The organism is Hyphomicrobium sp. (assembly GCF_036780825.1).
In the GTDB taxonomy this organism is placed as follows: domain Bacteria; phylum Pseudomonadota; class Alphaproteobacteria; order Rhizobiales; family Hyphomicrobiaceae; genus Hyphomicrobium_C.
Genome location: NZ_DAIQCD010000003.1, coordinates 1 through 20569 on the forward strand (window position 1 = coordinate 1; position 20569 = coordinate 20569).

The window sequence follows — 20569 nt, forward strand, 5'->3', positions numbered from 1 at the left end:
CTCGCCACGCGTGACGGCATCCGAGATGTGGCGATAGCCGGTCAGCTCGTGCGGGAACGATGCCATGTCGCACGAACCCTGCACGTTGTTCTGCCCGCGAAGCGGGTTCACGCCCACGCCGGGCTTCCCGAAGTTGCCCGTCGCCATCGCGAGGTTCGCGATACCGATGACAGTGGTCGAGCCCTGCGAATGCTCCGTGACGCCCAGGCCGTAGTAGATCGCCGCCGCGCCGCCCGTCGCATAGAGGCGGGCCGCTGCGCGAACGTCCGCAGCCGGCACACCAGTGTGCTGCTCCATCGCCTCGGGCGAGTTGCGCTCTTCGGCAACGAACTCCTTCCACTCCTCGAACGCGTCGAGCTCGCAGCGCTCACGGATGAACTGCTCGTTGAGAAGCCCCTCCGTCACGATCACGTGCGCCATCGCGGTGACGACAGCCACGTTGGTGCCGGGCTTGAGCGCCAAGTGATAGTCCGCCTTGATGTGCGGCGAGCGCACGAGGTCGGTGCGGCGCGGATCGATCACGATCAGCCTCGCGCCATCGCGCAGCCGCTTCTTCATGCGGCTGCCGAACACCGGGTGAGCATCGGTAGGATTGGCGCCGATGACCAAGATGACGTCGGAGTGCTCGACGGAATCGAAGTCCTGCGTACCTGCCGACTCGCCAAGCGTCGTCTTGAGGCCATAGCCCGTGGGCGAATGGCAGACGCGGGCGCAGGTGTCGACGTTGTTCACGCCGAAGCCGGCACGAATGATCTTCTGGACGAGGTAGGCTTCCTCATTCGTGCAGCGCGATGACGTGATACCGCCGACCGATGTGCGGCCGTACTGACCTTGAATGCGCTTGAACTCAGACGCGACCCGGCCGATCGCCTCTTCCCAGGTGGTCTCGCGCCAGGGATCGGTGACCTTATCGCGCACCATGGGCTTCAAGATGCGATCGGGGTGCGTGGCATAGCCGTAAGCAAAGCGGCCCTTGACGCACGAATGGCCCCGGTTGGCCTTGCCGTCCTTCCACGGCAGCATGCGCACGACCTCTTCGCCACGCATCTCCGCCTTGAAGGCGCAGCCCACACCACAGTAGGCGCAGGTCGTGATGGCGGAGTGCTCGGGCAGGCCATTATCGATGACCGACTTCTCCATCAGCGTCGCAGTCGGGCAAGCCTGCACGCAGGCGCCGCAGGAGACGCACTCGGACTCGAGGAACTGCTCGTTGATTCCAGCCGCCACGCGGCTGTCGAAGCCACGGCCGGAGATCGTCAGCGCGAAGGTGCCCTGCACCTCCTCACAGGCGCGGACGCAGCGGTTGCAGACGATGCACTTAGACGGATCGTAAGCGAAATAGGGGTTGCTCTCGTCCTTGTTGAGCCAGAGGTCGTTGGCGGCGCCGTCGATGCGGCTCTTCGCGAACACGTGGTTGGCGCCGTCATAGCCATAGCGCACCTCGCGCAGGCCGACCGCACCGGCCATGTCCTGCAGCTCGCAGTCGCCGTTGGCGGCGCAGGTAAGACAGTCGAGCGGGTGATCGGAGATATAGAGCTCCATCACGCCCTTGCGGAGCGTCTTGAGACGCGGCGTCTGCGTATGCACCACGATGCCGGGCGCAACCGGCGTCGTGCAGGATGCCGGGGTACCGTTGCGGCCCTCGATCTCCACGAGGCAGAGGCGGCAAGAGCCGAAGCTCTCCAGCATGTCCGTTGCGCACAGTTTCGGGATGGTGGTTCCCATCTCCATCGCGGCCCGCATGATCGACGTGCCTTCAGCAACCGTGATCTCGACGCCATCGATCGTCAACGTCACCATCTTCTCAGACTTGGACGCTGGCGTACCGTAGTCGATCTCTTTGATCAGGGTCATGATGCTACTCCGCTGCCTGAACCAGCTTCTGGGCTGGCCGGCCGAAATCTTCAGGGAAATGCGTCAACGCGCTGACAACAGGATATGGGGTGAAGCCCCCCAAAGCACAAAGGGAGCCGAACTTCATCGTGTTGCAGAGATCCTCGACAACCGCGAGATTCTGCTCCCGGTCTTCGCCGGCCATCACCTTGTCCATCGTCTCTAGGCCACGCGTCGATCCGATCCGGCACGGCGTGCACTTGCCGCAGCTTTCTACGGCGCAGAACTCGAAGGCGAAGCGAGCCTGCTTGGCCATGTTGGCCGTATCGTCGAAGACGACGACGCCGGCGTGACCGATGAGGCCGTCGCGTGCGGCAAACGCCTCGTAATCGAACGGCGTATCGAAATAGGCGCGGGGAAAATAGGAGCCGAGCGGCCCGCCGACCTGAACGGCCTTCACCGGGCGCCCCGTAAAGGTGCCGCCGCCGATGTCATCGACGAGCTCGCCGAGCGTGATACCGAACGCCGTTTCGAAGAGGCCGCCATGCTTCAGGTTGCCGGCGAGCTGGATCGGCATGGTCCCGCGCGAGCGGCCCATTCCGTAATCGTAGTAGGCCTGCGCGCCTTCGGCCAGGATATACGGCACGGCGCAAAGCGACAGGACGTTGTTGATCACCGTCGGCTTGCCGAACAGGCCCTTATGCGCCGGCAGCGGGGGCTTGGCGCGCACCAGGCCGCGTTTGCCCTCGAGGCTTTCGAGCAGGGAGGTTTCCTCACCGCAGACGTAGGCGCCCGCACCCATGCGGACTTCCATGTCGAAGGCGTAGCTCGAGCCGGCAACGTTCGAGCCAAGCAAGCCCGCCTCGCGCGCCGCGGCGATCGCGGCGTTGAGCGCCACCTCGGCGTGTGGATATTCCGAGCGGAGATAGATGTAGCCCTTCGTGGCGCCGACGGCGATGCCCGCGATCGTCATGCCCTCGATGAGCACGAACGGATCGCCTTCCATGATCATGCGGTCGGCGAAGGTGCCGCTGTCTCCCTCGTCTGCGTTGCAGACGATGTATTTCTGCGTATCGGGCGTGTCGTGGACCGTCTTCCACTTGATGCCGGTCGGGAAGCCGGCGCCGCCGCGCCCGCGCAGGCCCGACTTCGTGACTTCCTCGACGATCCCGGCGGGCGTCATCGTCAGAGCGCGCTTGAGGCCCTTATAGCCGTCATGGGCCTGGTAGTCCTCGAGCGAGACCGGGTCGGTGATGCCGCAGCGCGCGAACGTCAGACGCGTCTGCCGCGTCATATACGGATGCTCGTCCACGATCCCGATCGCGAGCGGATGCGCGATGGCGCCCTTAGCGCCTGCATCGAAGAGCCCCGCCTTGATCAGGCTCTCGACATCTCCCACGCCGACCGGACCGAAGCCGTGACGTGCGCCGTCGCGCTCGATCTCAACCAGCGGCTCGAGCCAGAGCATACCGCGCGACCCGTTGCGCACGATCTCGATCTTGGTCCCGGATTTCCGCGCCGCCGCGCCAATCGCTGCCGCGACCTCGTCGGCTCCCACCGCCACGGCGGCGGCATCGCGCGGAATGAAAATGCGAAGCGTCATGCCTGGGCCTCTTCCAAAAGCTTGTCGAGGCGCTCGGTATCCAGACGCCCGACGACACGTCCGTCGAGCATCGCCGAGGGCGCGGTGGCGCAAAGGCCAAGGCAGTATACCGCCTCGAGCGTCACGCGCCCGTCAGAAGTTGTAGAGCCGCACTCCACGCCGAGGCGTTCCTCGGCGCGCGCGACCAGGCTCTGGCAGCCCATCGCTTGGCAGGCTTCCGCCCGGCACAACTTGAGGACGTGCTTTCCCGGAAGCTCGCTACGGAAATCGTGGTAGAAAGAAACGACGCCATGCACCTCGGCGCGAGAGAGGTTGAGCTCCCGCGCGAGGACCGGGATGGCTTCCTCCGGCACATGCCCGAACGTCTCTTGCACGGCATGAAGAATGGGCATCAGCGGCCCTTCAAGCGCCTGATGGCCGGCGACGATTTCGACCGTACGCTCCTCGCTCCACGGCTCGAAGCGGCTCATGAGCGACCTCCTGGCTGTTTATAGTTATTTGAAAGTAGATCGGTCTATGCGGCCCCAAGATCAATAGTGATGTTTCGTTCCTCAATAGATAAGCTCTATCAAAGAAACGGCCATCGGCCAGGATCTCAGCGGATGGCCCGGGACGACGAGCTGACCCGCTTGGCGTGCGCGATGAACGCTGCCACCAGGGGCGAATGCGGTTCGCGCTTGGTGACGACCAAGCCGATTTTGTGCGTGACCGTCGGCTGGACGAGAGCGATCGGGCGCAGGCGGCTTGGCCGGTCCAGCGTCTCCGCCAGCCGCGACGGCAGGATGCTCGCCCACTCGCCCGAGCGCACGTGCGCATAAAGCACCAGCATGGAGTTGCTTTCGAGCGTCGGCGACTGGCGGACCCCGGCCTCCTCGAGATGGTAATCGATGAGGCGGCGGTTCTGCATGTCCGGGGTGAGCAGGCAGAGCGGCAGCTCTCCCGCCTCCGCCCAGGTCACTTTCTCACGCTCTGCCAGCGGGCTCTCCGGCGCCACGAGCAGCACGTAGCGCTCGTCATAGATATGAATGGTCTCGAAGCGGGGCGGCGGCTCCGTATCGATATAGGAAATGCCGATGTCCACCTCGAGGTTCTCGAGCTTGGCCAGGATGGAATCCGACGTCATCGAAAGAACGGTCAGATTAACGTCCGGATAGCGGCGGCGCATAGGCACCGTGAGCTGCGCCAAAAACGGCAGCGAAGTGGGAATGACGGCGAGCCGGAGATGCCCGGAAAGCCCCTTCTTCAGCGCCTCGATCTCCTGGCGCATGGCCCGGGCATCACCGACGATGCGCCGCGCCCAGTCAAGGATCCGCTCCCCCTCCGGCGTGAAGCAGCGGAAACGGGAGCCTCGCTCGACGATGAGAACCCCGAATTGGTCCTCCAGGCTTTTCAGCGCTGACGAGAGGGTAGGCTGAGTAACGCCGACCGCCTCTGCGGCGCGGCCGAAATGGCGTTCACGGGCGAGGGCCAGGAGAAGTTCGAGTTTTTCTATCATGATTTCGGAGCATGAGGAGAGGACCCGGCCGTCGTTGCCGGCCACGCACTATAAACGACGCCATCAAGCCACGCACCGTGGCACGCGCGTGCGGCACCCGGGGCGGGCGTCCCCGCTGGAAAGCGGACAATTTTATCTATTCCACACACGCTTGGTTTACCTCGCCCTTCATAAGACGGTGATTTGACGGATGCAGGATAGTGAAATTTACCAGCCGTAAGCGGCTGCTGGAGAAACGTGTCGATCCTTCTCCTGGAGCCTCTTCATGGTTACTTCGCGTCCTGCCCCCTTCCCCGGCGCACCGCTCAAAACCCTCGTTCGCCGCTTCCGCAGCGATACTGGCGGCAGCATCGCCGTCATGTTTGCGCTGATGTTCGTCACGCTGGCGCTTTTCGTCGGCTCAGCCGTGGATGTAGCCCGCTGGCTGCAGGCACGCCACCAGACGATTGCGGCCATGGACGCGGCCGTGCTTGCGGGCGGCCGCGTTCTCATTCTCGACAGCAAGGATGTCGAGGGCGCAAAAGCGGCCGCCCTCCAATACTATACGGAGAACACCCGCGGCCGGACCGACGTGATCGAGGATACGATCACATTCGAGGCCATAGAGAACGGCGACGCTTTCGCTGCCCTCGGAAACGCCTACTTGCGCACGTCTTTCCTCAGCCTCGCACGGATTTCGAAGCTGCCGCTCCTCAGCACCACGGAATCCCATTTCTCCCGGGTCGAAATCACGACCGGCGGCGGGTCTGGCGGAGGCGGCTCGTCCAGCGATGACAGCGTCGAGATCGCCCTCATGCTCGACGTCACCGGATCGATGGCCGGAACCAAGATCCGGGACCTGAGACTCGCCGCCAAGGATCTGGTCGGCATCGTCATCTCCGACAACAGCCTGGCCAAGGCCGTGCGCGTGTCTCTGGTGCCGTTCTCGGAGGCCGTACGCCTGCCATCCTCGGCCAACAGCAAAGCACGCGGGTCGCCACAGAGCTCTTTTAAACTGACCACCGGCAGCGGACGCAATCAGGTGACGACCACCTACCACAGCACCGATTGCGTGGTGGAACGTACCGGCGCCAACAAATATACGGACGCTGCTCCAGGCAAGAACACCTACGTCACGACGCTTTACAAGGCAGAGGACAGCCGCGGCCGGAAGGTGGATTGCGAATTGACGTCCGCCTATGAGCTGATGCCTCTCACCAACGACAAACCCGCGCTCCTGGCCAGGATCGACGGCTTCCTCAATCCTAAAGGTTCGACCGCTGGCCATATCGGCACGGCCTGGGCTTGGTACACGCTGTCTCCCAACTGGAACTCGCTCTGGGGTGCAAGCAACAAGGCAGGCGCTTTCGGCGAGCAGACGACCAAGATCGCAATCCTGATGACCGACGGCGAGTACAATCTGCAGTTCACCAGCCAGGGCGTCAGTGCCAGTGCCGGCTCCTCCGCAAACGGCGGCTCGGCTTCCCAGGCGCGCTCGCTGTGCACGGCCATGAAGGCGCAGGGCATTACCATCTACACGGTCGGCTTCGCTCTCGGCAAAAACTCATCCGCCATCGAGACCCTCGATCACTGCGCATCCGATCCCTCGATGGCCTACACGCCGGAGAACGGCGAAGAGCTTAAGCAGGCATTCCGGGACATCGCCTTCAAGATCAAGCCGCTTTATCTCACCCACTGAGAACGCGCCGGTAAGGGCATCCGAGCAGCGCATTGAACACTGGTCCTCGCCGCGGATGACGGCCCGCCTCCGTCCAAAGTCGGAGGAGCGGGAGAGTTGTCGGGCATAACTTTGCCGAATAGCCTAGCGAACCTACGACATAGGCCCAAACGGGTCTCTGCGGTCCGCTCCGGCTCCATAGGCAGCATGTCCCACAAGTCTCAGCGCACGCGCATTACCGCCCAAGAGGCGCTCCAATTTCACTCTCAGGGGAAACCCGGCAAGCTCGAGATCACACCGACCAAGCCGCTCGTGACGCAGCGCGATCTCTCGCTCGCCTATTCGCCGGGCGTCGCCGCGCCGGTCGAGGCCATCGCCGAGACCCCCTCCCTCGCCTACGACTACACCAACAAGGGCAACCTCGTCGCCGTGGTGTCGAACGGCACCGCGATCCTCGGGCTCGGCAATCTTGGCGCGCTCGCCTCGAAGCCTGTGATGGAGGGCAAGGGCGCGCTCTTCAAACGCTTTGCCGACATCGATGCTATCGATCTCCTCGTCGACACCGAAGACGTCGACGCGTTCATCAATTCGGTCCGCTATCTCGGCCCCTCATTCGGCGGCATCAATCTCGAGGACATCCGCGCGCCCGACTGCTTCATCATCGAGGAGCGTCTGAAAGAGCTGCTCGACATTCCGGTGTTCCACGACGACCAGCACGGAACGGCGATCATCGCCGCCGCCGGCCTCCTTAATGCGCTCGAGCTCACCGGACGCAACATCGCCGAATGCAAGCTCGTCGTGAACGGCGCCGGGGCGGCAGGGATTGCCTGCATCGAACTTGCGACGGCCCTCGGCATTCAAGCCAAGAACGTCATCCTCTGCGACACCAAAGGCGTCATTTACGAAGGCCGCGAGGCCGGAATGAACCAGTGGAAATCGGCCTACGCGTCGCAGACCGAAGCGCGCACGCTGGCCGAAGCCCTGGACGGCGCCGACGCCTTCTTCGGCCTATCCGCCAAGGGCGCGATGACGCGCGAGATGGTGGCCGCCATGGCGCCGAAGCCGATCATCTTCGCCATGGCCAACCCGGACCCCGAGATCACGCCCGAGGATGTCGCGGCAGTGCGGAACGACGCCATCGTCGCCACGGGCCGCTCCGACTATCCGAACCAGATCAACAACGTGCTCGGCTTCCCGTTCATTTTCCGGGGCGCGCTCGACGTCCAGGCCCGCACCATCAACGAGCAGATGAAGATCGCGGCCGCCCGCGCGCTCGCCGCCCTCGCCCGCGAGGACGTGCCCGACGTGGTCATGGCCGCGTTTCTCGGACGAAGGCCGATGTTCGGCCCCGATTACATCATTCCGGCGCCGTTCGATCCTCGCCTCATCAGCCGAGTGTCTCCCGCCGTCGCGCAGGCTGCGATGGAATCCGGCGTCGCGCGCCGCCCCATCGTCGACATGGACGCCTACGTCGCGCACCTCGACGCACGCCTCGATCCGGTTTCAGACTGGATGCGGTCGATCTTTGAGCGGCTGCGCGCCGAGCCGAAGCGCATCGTCTTTGCCGAGGGGGAGGATCCCGCCGTCATCCGAGCGGCGAGCAGCTACGCCGCGCAAGGTTTCGGCACGCCTGTTCTGGTCGGCACGGAATCGGTCATCCGCGAGCGGTTCCGCGAGGCCGGCGTCCGGCTCCGCGACACCTTCGAGATCGTCGACGCTCGCAGCTCCGAGCTGACCGAGGAATTCACCGAGTTCCTTTATACGCGCCTCCAGCGGCGCGGTTTTCTCAAGCGAGACTGCCACCGCATGGTGATGAACGAGCGCAACGTGTTCGCAGCGCTGCTGGTGGCTCACGGCTTCGCGGACGGCATGGTGGCGGGCGTCACGCGCAACTGGGCGAGCGTGTTCGAAGACGTGCGCCGTGTCATCGATCCGCGGCCGGGCCGCCACGTGGTCGGCGTCACGCTCGTCCTCGTTCGCGGCCGAGCCGTGCTGGTGGCCGACACCAACGTGCACGAAACGCCGACCGCCGCCCAACTCGCCGACATCGCGATCGAGGCGGCAGGCGCAGCGCGTAAGTTCGGCATGGAGCCGCGGGTGGCGCTTCTCACCTACTCGACCTTCGGCCAGCCGCCGAACGAGCGTGCGGGCCAGGTGCGCGAGGCGGTCCAGACCCTCGCCGACCGCGAAGTCGATTTCGAATTCGATGGCGACATCGCGGCCGACGCGGCGCTGTCGGCCGATCTCATGAAGCTCTACCCTTTCTGCCGGCTCACCGGGCCGGCCAACGTGCTCGTGATGCCGGCCGTCCACGCCGCCTCGATCTCCACCAAGCTGCTGAAGGAGCTGGGAGGTGCGATGCTGATCGGCCCGTTGCTCGTCGGCCTCGAAAAAAGCGTGCAGATCTCGCCGCTCGGCGCCAAGGACGCCGACATCCTCAACCTGGCGGCGCTGGCCGCGTACGATCTCAGAGGTTGACCCGCCGGCGCGCGCCCGGCCTATCATGGACACCTATCTAAGAAAGAGGCTCCCGCCGCCCGGAGACCGCGCGCTCATGCATCCCCATTCACACGTCCACCCGCACACGCATGCCCACCACCATGGAGCCGGTGCGAGCGAACGGCGGATCGGGCTTGCCGCGCTCATAACGGGCGTGTTCATGATCGCCGAGTTCGCAGGCGGCCTCGTTTCCGGCTCGCTGGCGCTGATCGCTGATTCCGGCCACATGCTGACCGACTGCGCCGGGCTCACGCTCGCCTGGTTGGGGTTTCGCCTTGCGCGCCGCCCTCCGGATGGACGGCGCTCCTACGGCTACGACCGCTTCGGCGTGCTCGTGGCCTTCGCCAACGGGCTCCTGCTATTTGCCATCGCAGGCTGGATCGTGGTCGAGGCGGTGCACCGCTTTCGCGCTCCCTCGCCGGTCCTCGGCGGCGTGATGTTCTGGGTCGCCCTCGCGGGGCTTGCCGTGAATCTGATCGCCTTCCGTCTCCTTCAGAGCGGCGACCATAGAAACCTCAACGTGCGCGCGGCCGCCCTGCACGTGATCGGCGACCTCCTGGGCTCCGTGGCGGCCCTCGCGGCTGCCCTCGTCATTCTCTCCACCGGGTGGACGCCCATCGACCCCATCCTGTCGGTACTGGTGGCGCTCCTGATCCTCGGCTCGGCAGCCCGCATCGTGCGTGACGCAGGCCACATCCTGCTCGAGGGCACACCGGCCGGGCTCGACGCGGGCGAGATCGCGACCAGCATCAAGGCCGCCGTGCAGGAGGTGCACGATGTCCACCATGTGCACGCCTGGTCGCTCAGCCAGGAGCGCCCGATCGTCACGCTGCACGCGCGCATTTCTGACGCCGGCAGCGCGCCCGAGCGGATCGCGGGCGCAATCAAGTCGCACCTCAAGGCGCACTACGGCGTGGAGCACGCGACCGTCGAGCTCGAGTTCGAAGCTTGCGCCGATCAGCTCGATCCCCTGTCGCGAAATAGCCGCCAGGATCCGTGACACCGCTACCCTACGCAGGGTTCCCTATTGCAACTGCACAAAGCGCCCCGCCATACTCGCCGGAGACCGCAAGGGGGGCGTGATGGCCGATAGTCCGGGGCTGACCCGACGAAATGCCTTGAAGCTGGGCTTGGCCGGTGCCGCCGGCGTAGCCGGCATCAAAGGGCATCGGGCAGAGGCCAATCCCGTCGCCGCTACCGGAAAGCAGCGGCCGAACATCCTATTTCTGCTCGTTGACGAGCAGCGCTTCCCCACCGTCTACGAGAGCGCGGCGCTGCGGGAATTCCGGGCGAGCCATCTTCCCGCCCAAAGCCGCCTTGCCGCGGCCGGTATCAACTTCGAACGCCATTACGCGGCCTCCTTGGCCTGCGTGCCAAGCCGCACCTCGCTCGTCACCGGGCACTACCCGTCGCTGCATGGCGCCGCGAGCACGGATGGCGCCGCCAAGGCTGCCAACGATCCCGATATGCGCTGGCTCGGACGCGGCTCCGTGCCGACCATCGGGCACTATTTCCGCCACGCCGGCTACCGCACGATCTGGAAAGGGAAATGGCGCCTCTCCGATGCGGACCTGAGGGTGCCTGGCACGCGGCAGGCGATCACGAGCTACGATGCCGACGGCAACGCGGATGCCGAAAAGGAAGACATCTACCGCAAGGCCGATACGCTCGATCCGTTCGGGTTCTCAGGCTGGATCGGACCCGAGCCATACGGTTCCAACCCCCTTCGCACCGGCTCGAGTGCGGGAAGCGGCCGCCAGGCGCGCGACCCTGCCATCGCGGCGCAGGCGATCCAGGCGCTCGACGAGCTCAACCGGTCGGAGGACGAAAGCCCCTGGCTTCTGGTGGCTTCGTTCGCCAGCCCGCACGACATTGCGTTATGGGGCTTCGTCTCCAACCTCCCCGAGGAACGTCGGTCGGCCTACGACTTCGCCGTTCCGGAAACCATTCCCCAGCAGGTTTTCGACCGCAGCCTCTTCGGACGCACGCGCCTCGAAAAGCTCGACGATAAGCCTTCATGCCAAAAATCGTACCGCGACGCCTACGCCAAGTTCCTGCAGCCGGACTTCGCGAACCGGCAGTATCAGCGGCTCTACTACCGCCTGCACGCTGATGTGGACCGACACATCGGCGCGGTGCTCGCCGCCCTTGAAGCGACGCGCTTTCTCGATACGACGATCGTCGTCTTTACCTCCAGCCAGGGCAACCTTCTTGGTGCACATGGCGGCCTGCACCAGAAGTGGTACACGGCCTACGAGGAGGCGCTGCGGGTGCCGTTCGTGGTGGCGCTCCCCGGCCAGCAAGCCCAGCGCCGGGTCCCGATCCCCACCAGCCATATTGACATCGCGCCAACCCTGCTCGGGTTGGCCGGCATCGACCAGGACGCCGCGCGAGAGGCGATCGCCCCCGGCTTCACGGACCCGCTGCCGCTGGTCGGGCGCGATCTGTCGCCGCTCATCCGGGGCGAGGTCGCACCCGAGACGGTGGCCGAGCCGATCTATTTCATGTCCGACGACGACCCGAGCCGCGGTCTCGACCAGAACAACTTCATCGGCATCGCCTACGGCTCCGTGGCGCAGCCCAACCATGTGGAAACGATCGTCACCCGGATCGGCGGCGAGATCTGGAAATATTCGCGCTATTTCGACCATCCCCGCTACTGGAGTGCGCCGGGCACACCGGGCGCCGCCGGCGTGCGCGACGTCATGAGCCGCTTCAAGGGGCGCGAAACTGGCGAAGACGGCACCTCGCGTCTCGTCTACGACGAGCGCATCAAAGTCTCGCCGGCGCCGAGCGAATACGAGATGTACAACGTGACCGCGGACCCGATGGAGCTCGAGAACCTGGCGGGCCGACCCGAATGGAAAGAGCGCGAAAGCGCTCTCCGGGATCTTCTCGTCGAGCAGTGCGCCCGCAAGCGCCTCGTTCCGAAGAGCGGGCCGGTGCCGGGCGAGGACGGCTGCCGCAAGGTTTAGAGTGCTTCCGGAAGTGGGACCCGGTCATGGCGAAGCCATGCAGGTCAAAGTGCCCGAGAAGACGCACGATCAAACAAAAACTTAGAGCCGCTTCCCGCTTCCACCTAAACTGGAACGTCTTTCAGAGACCTGATCGTTCGAGGTGGGCACGTGTTCGCCTCCCCTCTCAAACGATCAGGCCTCAACCATCGTCAGCCGGGCGCGGTGATGGTGATCTCCGCCGGCTGGCTGAAGGTGCCATCGAAGAGACGCTTCTCTGAGCCGTCTCCTTTCACCACCACGTTCCGCGCCGGAAGCCCCGTATCTTTGTCGATGTAAAGCGTCTGGATGTTGTCCGGGCCGGCCGGCGCATCCTTCTCGCCCTTGACCGTCTCGTCGGCCACGGCCGGCAGCGTCGCCTTGTAGGCCAGATACGCCTTGCCCTCGAACGTGGTCTCCCCGAGGCACTCGTAGTCGAGATTGCTCTTCGAGGGCTCGGCGATGGACTCCTTGAGCTGCTTGGTGATCATCTCCGCGAAATTCGGAGGAACCTCCGACCAGCCTTGGCCCTGGTTCGACCAGACCTTGCTGCCGATGGCGATGGTTTCCATCTGGGCGGGCGAGTTGCCGAGCGAGACGCGCTGATGCATGCGGTCCGGCAGCACGTAGTCGACGGTCATGGTCAGCGAGCCCTGCTGCTCGTTGACGATCTTGGTTTCGAGACGAAACCCCTTCCCGCCACGGAGCTTCGAGAACGCCTGATCAACCTCGTCCTTGCAGCCGGCCTGTGCCGTGCCTGCCAGGGCGAGCAGAAGAGCTGGAAACAATAGAAAGCGAGCCATGAAAACCTCCCTGCCTTTCCTTCGGATTTTGAAGGCTTTCTGAGGCTATGTGGCAGCAATGTCATGGCAGAAAGGGTCGGGATGAATTCCCGGCTCCAAGCGGCGGAGCATCCCCCAGTCCCAGCCGCGGAGGAAAGGCGACCGGCCCCGGGCCCACCATAGCCGCGTTCCGGCGAGCGCAGCACGTTTGCGGGTCAGGAGCCGGCCATTCCGGGGCGGCGCGAGGGCGCCGCCGTCTCGTGGCTCTCGCCTACTCGTTGGCGAGATCCGTAAGTCTGGCGATATCGCGGAGGCGAACCGTCGTTCCGCCCTGCTCGACATCGATGACATCCATTTCGCGCAGCTTGGTCAGCGTCCGGCTCACCGTCTCGATGGTGAGGCCGAGCAGGTCGGCGATATCGCTGCGGCGCATGGCAAGCGTGACGACGTCGCTCGACCCGTCGCCCGTGCGGCGGCGAAGCGCAACCAGGAAGGCTGCGACACGCTCGATAGCGCTGCGCTGGCCGACGGTGACGAGGAGGCTGCGCGCCGCCGCCAGATCCTGGCAGACGGACTTGTACAGCTTGAGCGCCAGCGACGCATCGGTCTCCGCCAGGCTCTCCAGCGCTGCAGCCGAAAGGCAGCGCACCCGCCCCGGGCAGGTCGCCTGAGCGCTCATGATGTGCTCGCCGATCATGCCAAGGCCGATGTAGTCGCCAGGGTAAGCGAAATCGATGATGCGCCGGCGGCCGTCGAAAAGCGTCTTGTAGATCGCGACGACGCCTTCCTCGATGCGATAGACGTGCGTGCGCGGATCGCCTTCGCAGAAGACGTGCTCCTTGGCCTCGAGCCTGCGCTCCGATGCATGCGTCAGTCTCTCGTCGAAGACCCGGCTTCCCTTCGAGCGCGCGGCGTCTTGGGACGACCCCATCGGGGGGGTAGTGCTAAGGTCGTTAATCGCGAGCATCATCTCTCCTCGGCCGCCTCGGCACTGAGCTTGCCGTTGGTGCGATGGTTTGGATTAAAGGTGCATTGCGAACCGGCAGTATGCACTGCGCGTGACGAATTGTGAGAGTTTGTAACGGCTTCAGTTGCAAAGCTCTTAGGCCGCCGGCATGATGCGGATCAAGGGCACGTCGCCGCATGCGACGTTACGATCAGCTCGTCATCAAAACGAAGGCTGCGCCATGGGATCCGCCACTCCCCCATCCGCTCAACCCACGCTGGACATCAGTCGACGGATCGCGGCGGATCGCTATCTCCAGCGCGAGATCGACAAGAGCATCGAGAGTCTTTCTGCCACCCGGGTGCCGGTTGCGGGAACCCGCCTCGCACGCATGCTCGCTACCGTTCTGGAGCCCGCCTGGGCCGAACATGCAAGCTTTCAGGATGAGGTGCTCTTCCCCCTTCTTGCCCGGCGCGCCGAGGCTCCCGAGCTTTCTTTGCTGTTAGATCGTCTCGGCGGCGAGCACAGCGCCATTGCGGAGCATCATCGCCTCGTCTCCGCAGGTCTTACCAGTTTTCTTGCCGGCCGCCATCAGAACGATGGCCGCTTCCACACTTGCCTGCGCGCCACGCTCGAGTTGCGGCAGCGCCATTACGCCGCGGAAGCGGCGCTCGAGCGGCTGGTCGGCGCACACCTCGATTCCGCCGATTGCGATAGGCTGATCACGTGGCGCGACACACGCAAGGCCTCCGCGTTCCCGGTCAGCCTCATTCTCGATTGCTGGGATTGAACGACGTGCATCCCGCCTCAGCAGACGGCGGGCGCACATAGCTCAATCGTAAATTTCTCGTGCTTGCGCGTGCGCGTGAAATTGAAGTGGCGGCCATCGAAGCAGGAGACGCGGCCGTCGAGGCCGGTATCGCTGCCGAGCGGCACCTCCTGGTAAGCCAGAACCTCGTTGAGGTCGCAAGTCTTCTCAGCCTTGAGCTGCTTTTCGAGGACGATACGCCATGGCGGCTCGGCGGGCAGCTCCACGTCGTCGGCCGCAATGGCCGAAGCGGCGGCAAGAACGACTAGGGACAGCGCCACAGCATAAGGGATGGTGCGCATATTGCCTCTCGGGTCCGGCATCCTCTAGAGCCTGGTCGTTAGGGGTGAGCGCGGACACGCACCCACCGAGAACGTGTATCAGTCTGTCAAACGACTACTTAGAGCGTGTTCACATCAAAAAAAAAAAGGCAGGTCCACGAACGATGAGCATGCTCTAGCCGCGACCCTGAGGCTCCAGCTTTTCAATTGCCTTGATGCTAGTCAAATAAACCAAACAGAGGGGCGGCTACGTCATCGGTCGGCCCCTCTCCTGTTCTGTGCTCGTCCTCGTGCGCTGCTGTGGCGGCAGGCTCGGCGGTCTGTCGCCAGAGAAAGGCTGGTCGGAATGGAAACCCTGCTCCTCTTTGCTGCCGGCGGCTTCGGCCTGGGTGTTGCCAGCACGCTGCATTGCGCCGGCATGTGCGGCGGCATCGCCTCGGGTCTCCTTCATTTCGGCTCCCCGCGGAGCGTAGGCGAAGGCTCGGCCCTCATGGTGCTGACGCATACCGGCCGGATCACCTCCTACACCATCGCCGGGCTGCTCGTTGGCGCGCTTGGCGCACCGATCCTGGCCTGGCTCGATAGGGAACTCGCCTTCCGGCTCGCGCAATGGGCCGGCGCCGTGGCGCTGATGTGGATCGGGCTGTCCACGGCCGGCCTGCTGCCGCCGCTATCCATCCTCGACCGCCTCCTCGCACCTCTCGCCGGAGTGCTCGCACGGGCAGCCCGCCCCCTTCCCGGCCGCCACGCAACCGCGCTCGCCGGCGGCCTTGCCTGGGGCTTGATGCCCTGCGCCATGGTCTATGGCGCGCTGTTCACTGCCATGCTTGCCGGTTCGGCGCTCGGCGGCGCATCGGTGATGGCGGCGTTCGGCCTGGGCACCCTGCCGGGCCTCATCGCCGCGTCCGCCGGTTTCGGCATCCTCGCGCGTGCCGGGCGGCCGAAGCTGAGGGTCGCGGCCGGGCTTGCGATCGCCACCCTTGGCTTCCTCACGGTTTGGGTGCCGCACAGCAGCCTGAGCCCCGTGTGCGCGCCTGGAGATCAGGCTGCTTTGACACGGGTCAACGCCGCACCTCTTCCCGTGAATTAAGGATCGTCTTATTGGAGCTGCCCCGGACGGCGTGGACAGAGGAGCGGTCCTAAGCTTTCATTGGTCGTTCTTTCTGTGGAAGCACCCTAGCCAGTAAAATTATCTCGGTCATCGGAGGACCATCGATGCGCAAGGCAGCGGTTATCGCGGCGCTTGCCGCTTGTGCCATCCCGGGCAATGCCGGCGCCCAGCAGATTGGGAATGCCGAGGAGGGGCTCGCCTATGCCCGCGCCCACTGCGCCGAATGCCATGGCGTGGAGAGCACCGCCCAAGATTTTTCCCCCAACGCCGATGCGCCCGATTTCTCGGTCGTGGCCAACACACCCGGCATGACGGAGCGCGCGCTCGTAGTCTGGCTGCAGACATCGCACCCAACCATGCCGAACTTCATCATCCCACCGGAGGCGCGAGACGATCTCATCGCCTACATCATGACCCTCAAGAGGCCCAAGCCATGAGGCGCTGGCTGCTCGCCGCCGCCACTCTCGCATGGATGGCGGCACCGGGCGCCCAGGCAACAGAGCCCGCCGCCCAGGTGGAAGCCGGCCGCCACGCGCTGGAGACACGCTGCAGCCGCTGCCATGCCATCGGCCTCTCAGGCGACAGCACGCACGCCGCGGCCCCGCCGTTCCGCGAAATCGTGATGCGCTATCCGCCCGAGGATCTTGAGGAGTCCCTCGCCGAGGGCATCACGTCCGGGCATCCGGACATGCCGGAATTCGTCCTGGCACCGGATGAGATCGCAGCCGTCATCGCCTACCTCCACACGCTCAGCGCTCCATAGCGGGCGTTCGAACCCGGAGTCTTGCCGTCGAAGGCAATGTCGGCAGCACCTTACGCGCCGCTCATACGCAGCCGCAGACACTCCGCTGCCCGCGGCGCGGCAGCACGCAGGCCTCCGTCCACCTTGTTCGCGCTTTCCTGATGATCTAAGGCTCGGCTGACTGGAATACGGGTGGCCGGTGCCGGCCGGATGGCTTCGAGGTGGACGAGATGAGCAACGAGCTGCCGCTCTCCAGCACAACGGCGACGCGGGTCGCGCTTGCCCAATCGCAAGTCTCGGCGATCCTAGCCATCGCCGCCGACGCCATCATCTCTCTCGACGAGAACCTGCGCATCACCCTTTTCAACGATGGCGCGGCCGCCATCTTCGGCTACGCGCCTCACGAGATCCTCGGCTGCAATATCGAGATTCTCATTCCCGAGCGCGTGCGAGCCCAGCACGTGCATCACGTGGAAAGCTTCGCCGCCTCCCCCGTGGCGGCACGCAAGATGGGTGAGCGCCGCGAAATCTTCGCGCTTCGCAAGGATGGATCCGAATTTCCTGCCGAAGCCTCCATCGCCAAGCAGGTGATCGACGGGCGGCAAGCCTACATGGTCGTCCTGCGCGACGTCACCGAGCGAAAGCTCACGGAAGCGGCGCTGGCGGCCGCCAACAGCGAGCTCGAAGCCCGGGTCGGCGAGCGGACGCGCGCGCTCGAAGCCGAGATCCGCCGCCGCGAGGAGGCCCACGCCGCTCTCGTCCAAGCCCAGCGAATGGAAGCGTTCGGCCAGCTCACGGGCGGCATCGCCCATGATTTCAACAACCTTCTGACGATCATCACGGGCAATCTCGAGCTTCTTCTCGATCGGCTCGGCCCCGAGGCGCCGGCCGCGCAGGCGGCGCTGATCAAGAGAGCGACGGATGCAGCCGACATGGGAGCGGCGCTGACGAAACGCCTGCTCACGTTCGCACGCCGCCGGCGGCTTACGCCGCAGGTTCTCGACGTCAACGAGATGATCCTCAACCTGACCGAGATCCTACAGCGGTCGCTCGGCGAGCCGATCGCGCTCACGACCGTGCTCGCCGGCAACCTCGGACACACGCGCGCCGATGGAAGCGAGCTCGAGAATGCCATCCTGAACCTCGCCATCAATGCGCGCGACGCCATGCCGGGCGGCGGAAACCTGGTGATCGAGAGTCGCAACGTTTCAGGCGATGAGGCGGGCATGCCCGACGGCGGCGAGATGGTGCTGATCTCCGTCACCGATACCGGCCACGGCATGATGCCGGACGTTCTCGAACACGCCTTCGAGCCCTTCTTCACCACCAAGGAGCCGGGGCGCGGCACCGGCCTCGGGCTCAGTACCGTCTATGGCTTCGCCGAGCAGTCCGGCGGACGCGCGGCCATCCAGAGCGAGCCCGGCCGCGGCACCACGGTGAACCTCTATCTGCCACGCGTCGAGGAACCCTGCTCGCCGGTTCCGGGATCGATCGAACCCATTCCGCTTTCCGAAAACAGCGAGACGGTTCTTGTCGTCGAGGACAATCCGGAGGTCCGCGAGCTAACTCTGCAGCGCGTCGAGGGGCTCGGCTATGTCGTGCTCGAAGCCGAAAACGGCGCTGCCGCCATCCGCATTCTCGAATCCGGGGCCGACGTCCAGGTCGTGCTCAGCGACATCGTCATGGCTGGCGGCATCTCCGGCTATGACGTGGCGCGTTGGGCGGAGCGGAACGTCCCCCACGTGAAAGTCCTACTGACGACGGGCTATGCTGCCCAGGAGGTGCAGGCCGACGCGGCGGAAATTCCGGTACTGCGTAAACCTTACGCGCGCGCCGCCCTGGCCATCGCGCTCCGCAATGCCCTGCGGGCCGGAGAAGATTAGAGCGCTCCCGGACTCTATAGAGCCGTTCCGGTTTAAGTGGAAACGGGGAACGGCTCTAAGTTTTTGTTCTTCTTGCTTCTTTCCGGAAAACCGGTTCCCTCTTTTCCGGAAGCACTCTAACGCGCCTCAGATGCGCTTCGCGCTTCCGGCGAACACGTAGCCCACACCGCGCACCGTCTTCACGAGCTGCGGGCGCTCGCTCTGGGGCTCGATCTTGCGGCGCAGGCGCGCGACCAGGCCATCGATCGAGCGATCGAGCGGCGTCCAATCCTGTCCCTTGAGCAGGTCCATCAGCTCGTCGCGGGAGAGAACACGGCCCGGCCGCTGCACGAGGAGCGCCAGCAGATTGAACTCCGCCGTCGTCAGATCACAGAGGTCGCCACCGGGATCACGCACCTCGCGGCGGTGCAGATCGAGCGTCCAGCCCTCGAACGCATAGCGGGAGCCGCCGGCAGCCGGAGCGTCCATCGGGGCCCCGGCCGCTAGAGATGCCTCGTAGCGGCGCAGCACGGCGCGCACGCGGGCGACCACCTCCCGCATCAGGAACGGCTTGGCGATGTAGTCGTCGGCACCGAGCTCGAGGCCCACCACGCGATCAATGGGGTCGCTTTTGCCCGTGATCATGATGATCGGCGTGTTGCGTTTGGCCCTGAGGTCACGCGCGAGCTTAAGGCCATCCTCGCCGCCGAGCTTGAGGTCCAGCGTCAGCAGGCTGACCGGATGGGCAGCGAGCTGCGCGTCCGCTTCCGCGCCGCTGCCGGCCTCCACCACGGAGAACCCTTCGGCCTCGAGGCCCTGGCGAAGGAGCGCCCGCACCTCGGGCTCGTCATCGACAATCAGGATCGGGTTTGTCATCGGTCCGGAATGCGCGTTGGGAGCTAAGCACACTACACCAAGATTCCCTGCTTCGTTGTACCGCAAAGGAACGCTACCGCGTATGCCGCTCGCACACGCTCCACAGATATGCTGCTGATTATCACAGACTTAAGCGGCTCGGCGAACAGGCGGTCTGTGGCGTTAGTGTAACAGCCCCTGGGCATGCGCCGCTGTCACATCATGTCACACAATCTCACACTGGCAGCATACGCGGGCCACGCCCGTGGCGTTCTTTTGAAGCGCATCCTTTGCGGCCGCGCCGCCGCCGACCAAAAGGGTGAGGTTGGAGGGATGGTGAGCGCGAACCTGCAGGACGATCCCGGCTCGCAGATGGCTCCGACGGCCATGGCGCCACGGCCCGTGCCCAGCCGGGAGCTTGCACAATCCTCTGCGTTTCCCGCTGCCGCCGCCGGACGGCACAGATATGCCGTTGGCGTGTTTACCGTGTCCGCGGAGGCCTACGCAGCCGTTGCCGCGCTAGCCCCAGCCGTGCCCCACATGCTCGTCATATCGCACGCGGCGTCCGGCCGCGACGCCACCGCCGCGCTTGTGAGCGATGGCAACGTGCTTTTCCGGCACATCGAAGGCTCGGGCGCGCTGGCGTCCGACCTTGCCACGATGCTGAGCGGGATCGAACCGTTCTGCGCACTCGGGGCGAGCGTTCACGCGTCGCCGATCAACGGCACTGCCTTCTCCGGCATGGAGCGTCTGTTCCAGGATCTCGTGCATCATCTCGCCCAGGGGGCCACCGTCGTCATCGTGCACGCCTCGGGCCCCGAGCAGCAGCTCGGGATTTCGAGGGCGCTTCTGGATGCCCGCTGCAACATCCTGCTGACCCACGATGTGCACCACGCCATTGACGGCGCGAGCGTATCCGAGCCGGACCGGACCCAGGGACGCAGCAAGGTCGCGCCGAAAACGCGCGGCCCGGGCACCGGCTCCGTCCAATCGGACTGATCATCCCTCAAGGCGCCGGAGATACGCCGCGCTGGCCTTTGGCTGACACGGCCGCCATCTGCCTTGTAATACTCGAAATACGCGCGCTCATTATCGTGCTTCT

The 20569-nt window shown here is 65.0% G+C and carries 18 protein-coding genes; 10 read left to right on the top strand and 8 right to left on the bottom strand.

The annotated features are described in order from the left end of the window. From V7P99_RS02265 to V7P99_RS02280, 4 genes are all read right to left on the bottom strand, one after another. Positions 1-1854: molybdopterin-dependent oxidoreductase (locus V7P99_RS02265; RefSeq protein WP_333793204.1), on the bottom strand; the 1854-nt coding region annotated here is incomplete at its 3' end. A gap of 4 nt (positions 1855-1858) precedes the next feature. Further along, positions 1859-3436 (bottom strand): NADH-ubiquinone oxidoreductase-F iron-sulfur binding region domain-containing protein, encoded by a 1578-nt coding sequence (locus V7P99_RS02270; RefSeq protein ID WP_333793205.1) that lies wholly within the window; start codon positions 3434-3436, stop codon positions 1859-1861. Further along, entirely contained in the window at positions 3433-3906 is a 474-nt protein-coding gene (locus tag V7P99_RS02275; protein WP_333793206.1) for a formate dehydrogenase subunit gamma, read from the bottom strand. The genes V7P99_RS02270 and V7P99_RS02275 overlap by 4 nt, the downstream gene beginning before the upstream one ends. A gap of 125 nt (positions 3907-4031) precedes the next feature. Next, positions 4032-4931, bottom strand: coding sequence for a LysR family transcriptional regulator (locus V7P99_RS02280; protein WP_333793207.1), 900 nt, complete (start codon positions 4929-4931; stop codon positions 4032-4034). A gap of 265 nt (positions 4932-5196) precedes the next feature. Here V7P99_RS02280 and V7P99_RS02285 point away from each other — a divergent pair, with 265 nt between their 5' ends. The 4 genes from V7P99_RS02285 (at position 5197) to V7P99_RS02300 (ending at position 12062) form a co-directional block, all read left to right on the top strand. Beyond that, positions 5197-6609, top strand: a complete 1413-nt coding sequence (locus tag V7P99_RS02285; RefSeq protein WP_333793208.1) for a TadE/TadG family type IV pilus assembly protein — start codon at positions 5197-5199, stop codon at positions 6607-6609. 186 nt (positions 6610-6795) lie between these two features. After that, complete coding sequence (locus V7P99_RS02290) at positions 6796-9066, top strand: NADP-dependent malic enzyme (protein ID WP_333793209.1); 2271 nt, start codon at positions 6796-6798, stop codon at positions 9064-9066. Between the two features lie 76 nt (positions 9067-9142). Then, positions 9143-10087, top strand: coding sequence for a cation diffusion facilitator family transporter (locus V7P99_RS02295; protein ID WP_333793210.1), 945 nt, complete (start codon positions 9143-9145; stop codon positions 10085-10087). Between the two features lie 82 nt (positions 10088-10169). After that, positions 10170-12062, top strand: coding sequence for a sulfatase-like hydrolase/transferase (locus tag V7P99_RS02300; protein ID WP_333793211.1), 1893 nt, complete (start codon positions 10170-10172; stop codon positions 12060-12062). Positions 12063-12253: 191 nt separating this feature from the next. Here the strand turns inward: V7P99_RS02300 and V7P99_RS02305 are convergent, their stop codons facing one another. Both V7P99_RS02305 and V7P99_RS02310 read right to left on the bottom strand, forming a co-directional pair. Next, entirely contained in the window at positions 12254-12883 is a 630-nt protein-coding gene (locus tag V7P99_RS02305) for a hypothetical protein (protein ID WP_333793212.1), read from the bottom strand. Positions 12884-13133: 250 nt separating this feature from the next. Beyond that, positions 13134-13793: a helix-turn-helix domain-containing protein gene (locus V7P99_RS02310; protein ID WP_333793213.1), complete on the bottom strand. Its 660-nt coding sequence runs from the start codon at positions 13791-13793 to the stop codon at positions 13134-13136. A 256-nt stretch (positions 13794-14049) separates the two neighbouring features. Between V7P99_RS02310 and V7P99_RS02315 the strand changes: the two genes are divergently transcribed. After that, on the top strand, positions 14050-14598 hold the full coding sequence (locus V7P99_RS02315; RefSeq protein WP_333793214.1) for a hypothetical protein: 549 nt from the start codon (positions 14050-14052) through the stop codon (positions 14596-14598). A 17-nt stretch (positions 14599-14615) separates the two neighbouring features. Here the strand turns inward: V7P99_RS02315 and V7P99_RS02320 are convergent, their stop codons facing one another. Beyond that, entirely contained in the window at positions 14616-14918 is a 303-nt protein-coding gene (locus V7P99_RS02320; RefSeq protein ID WP_333793215.1) for a hypothetical protein, read from the bottom strand. A 325-nt stretch (positions 14919-15243) separates the two neighbouring features. Between V7P99_RS02320 and V7P99_RS02325 the strand changes: the two genes are divergently transcribed. From V7P99_RS02325 to V7P99_RS02340, 4 genes are all read left to right on the top strand, one after another. Further along, on the top strand, positions 15244-15987 hold the full coding sequence (locus tag V7P99_RS02325; RefSeq protein WP_333793216.1) for a sulfite exporter TauE/SafE family protein: 744 nt from the start codon (positions 15244-15246) through the stop codon (positions 15985-15987). Between the two features lie 125 nt (positions 15988-16112). Then, positions 16113-16445: a c-type cytochrome gene (locus tag V7P99_RS02330; protein WP_333793217.1), complete on the top strand. Its 333-nt coding sequence runs from the start codon at positions 16113-16115 to the stop codon at positions 16443-16445. Beyond that, entirely contained in the window at positions 16442-16771 is a 330-nt protein-coding gene (locus tag V7P99_RS02335; protein ID WP_333793218.1) for a c-type cytochrome, read from the top strand. Before V7P99_RS02330 ends, V7P99_RS02335 begins: the two co-directional genes overlap by 4 nt. A 209-nt stretch (positions 16772-16980) precedes the next feature. Next, on the top strand, positions 16981-18633 hold the full coding sequence (locus V7P99_RS02340) for a hybrid sensor histidine kinase/response regulator (RefSeq protein WP_333793219.1): 1653 nt from the start codon (positions 16981-16983) through the stop codon (positions 18631-18633). Between the two features lie 126 nt (positions 18634-18759). Here V7P99_RS02340 and V7P99_RS02345 read toward each other — a convergent pair whose 3' ends face one another. Beyond that, complete coding sequence (locus V7P99_RS02345; RefSeq protein WP_333793220.1) at positions 18760-19488, bottom strand: response regulator; 729 nt, start codon at positions 19486-19488, stop codon at positions 18760-18762. A gap of 201 nt (positions 19489-19689) precedes the next feature. Between V7P99_RS02345 and V7P99_RS02350 the strand changes: the two genes are divergently transcribed. Continuing rightward, positions 19690-20466: a hypothetical protein gene (locus tag V7P99_RS02350; RefSeq protein ID WP_333793221.1), complete on the top strand. Its 777-nt coding sequence runs from the start codon at positions 19690-19692 to the stop codon at positions 20464-20466. The last annotated feature ends 103 nt before the right edge of the window (positions 20467-20569 follow it).

Bases quoted from the DNA above. Each gene is read 5' to 3' on its own strand.
- V7P99_RS02320 (WP_333793215.1), bottom strand. From the start codon at position 14,918: ATGCGCACCATCCCTTATGCTGTGGCGCTGTCCCTAGTCGTTCTTGCC.
- V7P99_RS02330 (WP_333793217.1), top strand. From the start codon at position 16,113: ATGCGCAAGGCAGCGGTTATCGCGGCGCTTGCCGCTTGTGCCATCCCG.
- V7P99_RS02300 (WP_333793211.1), top strand. From the start codon at position 10,170: ATGGCCGATAGTCCGGGGCTGACCCGACGAAATGCCTTGAAGCTGGGC.
- V7P99_RS02285 (WP_333793208.1), top strand. From the start codon at position 5,197: ATGGTTACTTCGCGTCCTGCCCCCTTCCCCGGCGCACCGCTCAAAACC.
- V7P99_RS02280 (WP_333793207.1), bottom strand. From the start codon at position 4,931: ATGATAGAAAAACTCGAACTTCTCCTGGCCCTCGCCCGTGAACGCCAT.
- V7P99_RS02290 (WP_333793209.1), top strand. From the start codon at position 6,796: ATGTCCCACAAGTCTCAGCGCACGCGCATTACCGCCCAAGAGGCGCTC.
- V7P99_RS02345 (WP_333793220.1), bottom strand. From the start codon at position 19,488: ATGACAAACCCGATCCTGATTGTCGATGACGAGCCCGAGGTGCGGGCG.
- V7P99_RS02295 (WP_333793210.1), top strand. From the start codon at position 9,143: ATGCATCCCCATTCACACGTCCACCCGCACACGCATGCCCACCACCAT.
- V7P99_RS02335 (WP_333793218.1), top strand. From the start codon at position 16,442: ATGAGGCGCTGGCTGCTCGCCGCCGCCACTCTCGCATGGATGGCGGCA.
- V7P99_RS02315 (WP_333793214.1), top strand. From the start codon at position 14,050: ATGGGATCCGCCACTCCCCCATCCGCTCAACCCACGCTGGACATCAGT.
- V7P99_RS02325 (WP_333793216.1), top strand. From the start codon at position 15,244: ATGGAAACCCTGCTCCTCTTTGCTGCCGGCGGCTTCGGCCTGGGTGTT.
- V7P99_RS02350 (WP_333793221.1), top strand. From the start codon at position 19,690: ATGTCACACAATCTCACACTGGCAGCATACGCGGGCCACGCCCGTGGC.
- V7P99_RS02270 (WP_333793205.1), bottom strand. From the start codon at position 3,436: ATGACGCTTCGCATTTTCATTCCGCGCGATGCCGCCGCCGTGGCGGTG.
- V7P99_RS02310 (WP_333793213.1), bottom strand. From the start codon at position 13,793: ATGGGGTCGTCCCAAGACGCCGCGCGCTCGAAGGGAAGCCGGGTCTTC.
- V7P99_RS02340 (WP_333793219.1), top strand. From the start codon at position 16,981: ATGAGCAACGAGCTGCCGCTCTCCAGCACAACGGCGACGCGGGTCGCG.
- V7P99_RS02305 (WP_333793212.1), bottom strand. From the start codon at position 12,883: ATGGCTCGCTTTCTATTGTTTCCAGCTCTTCTGCTCGCCCTGGCAGGC.
- V7P99_RS02275 (WP_333793206.1), bottom strand. From the start codon at position 3,906: ATGAGCCGCTTCGAGCCGTGGAGCGAGGAGCGTACGGTCGAAATCGTC.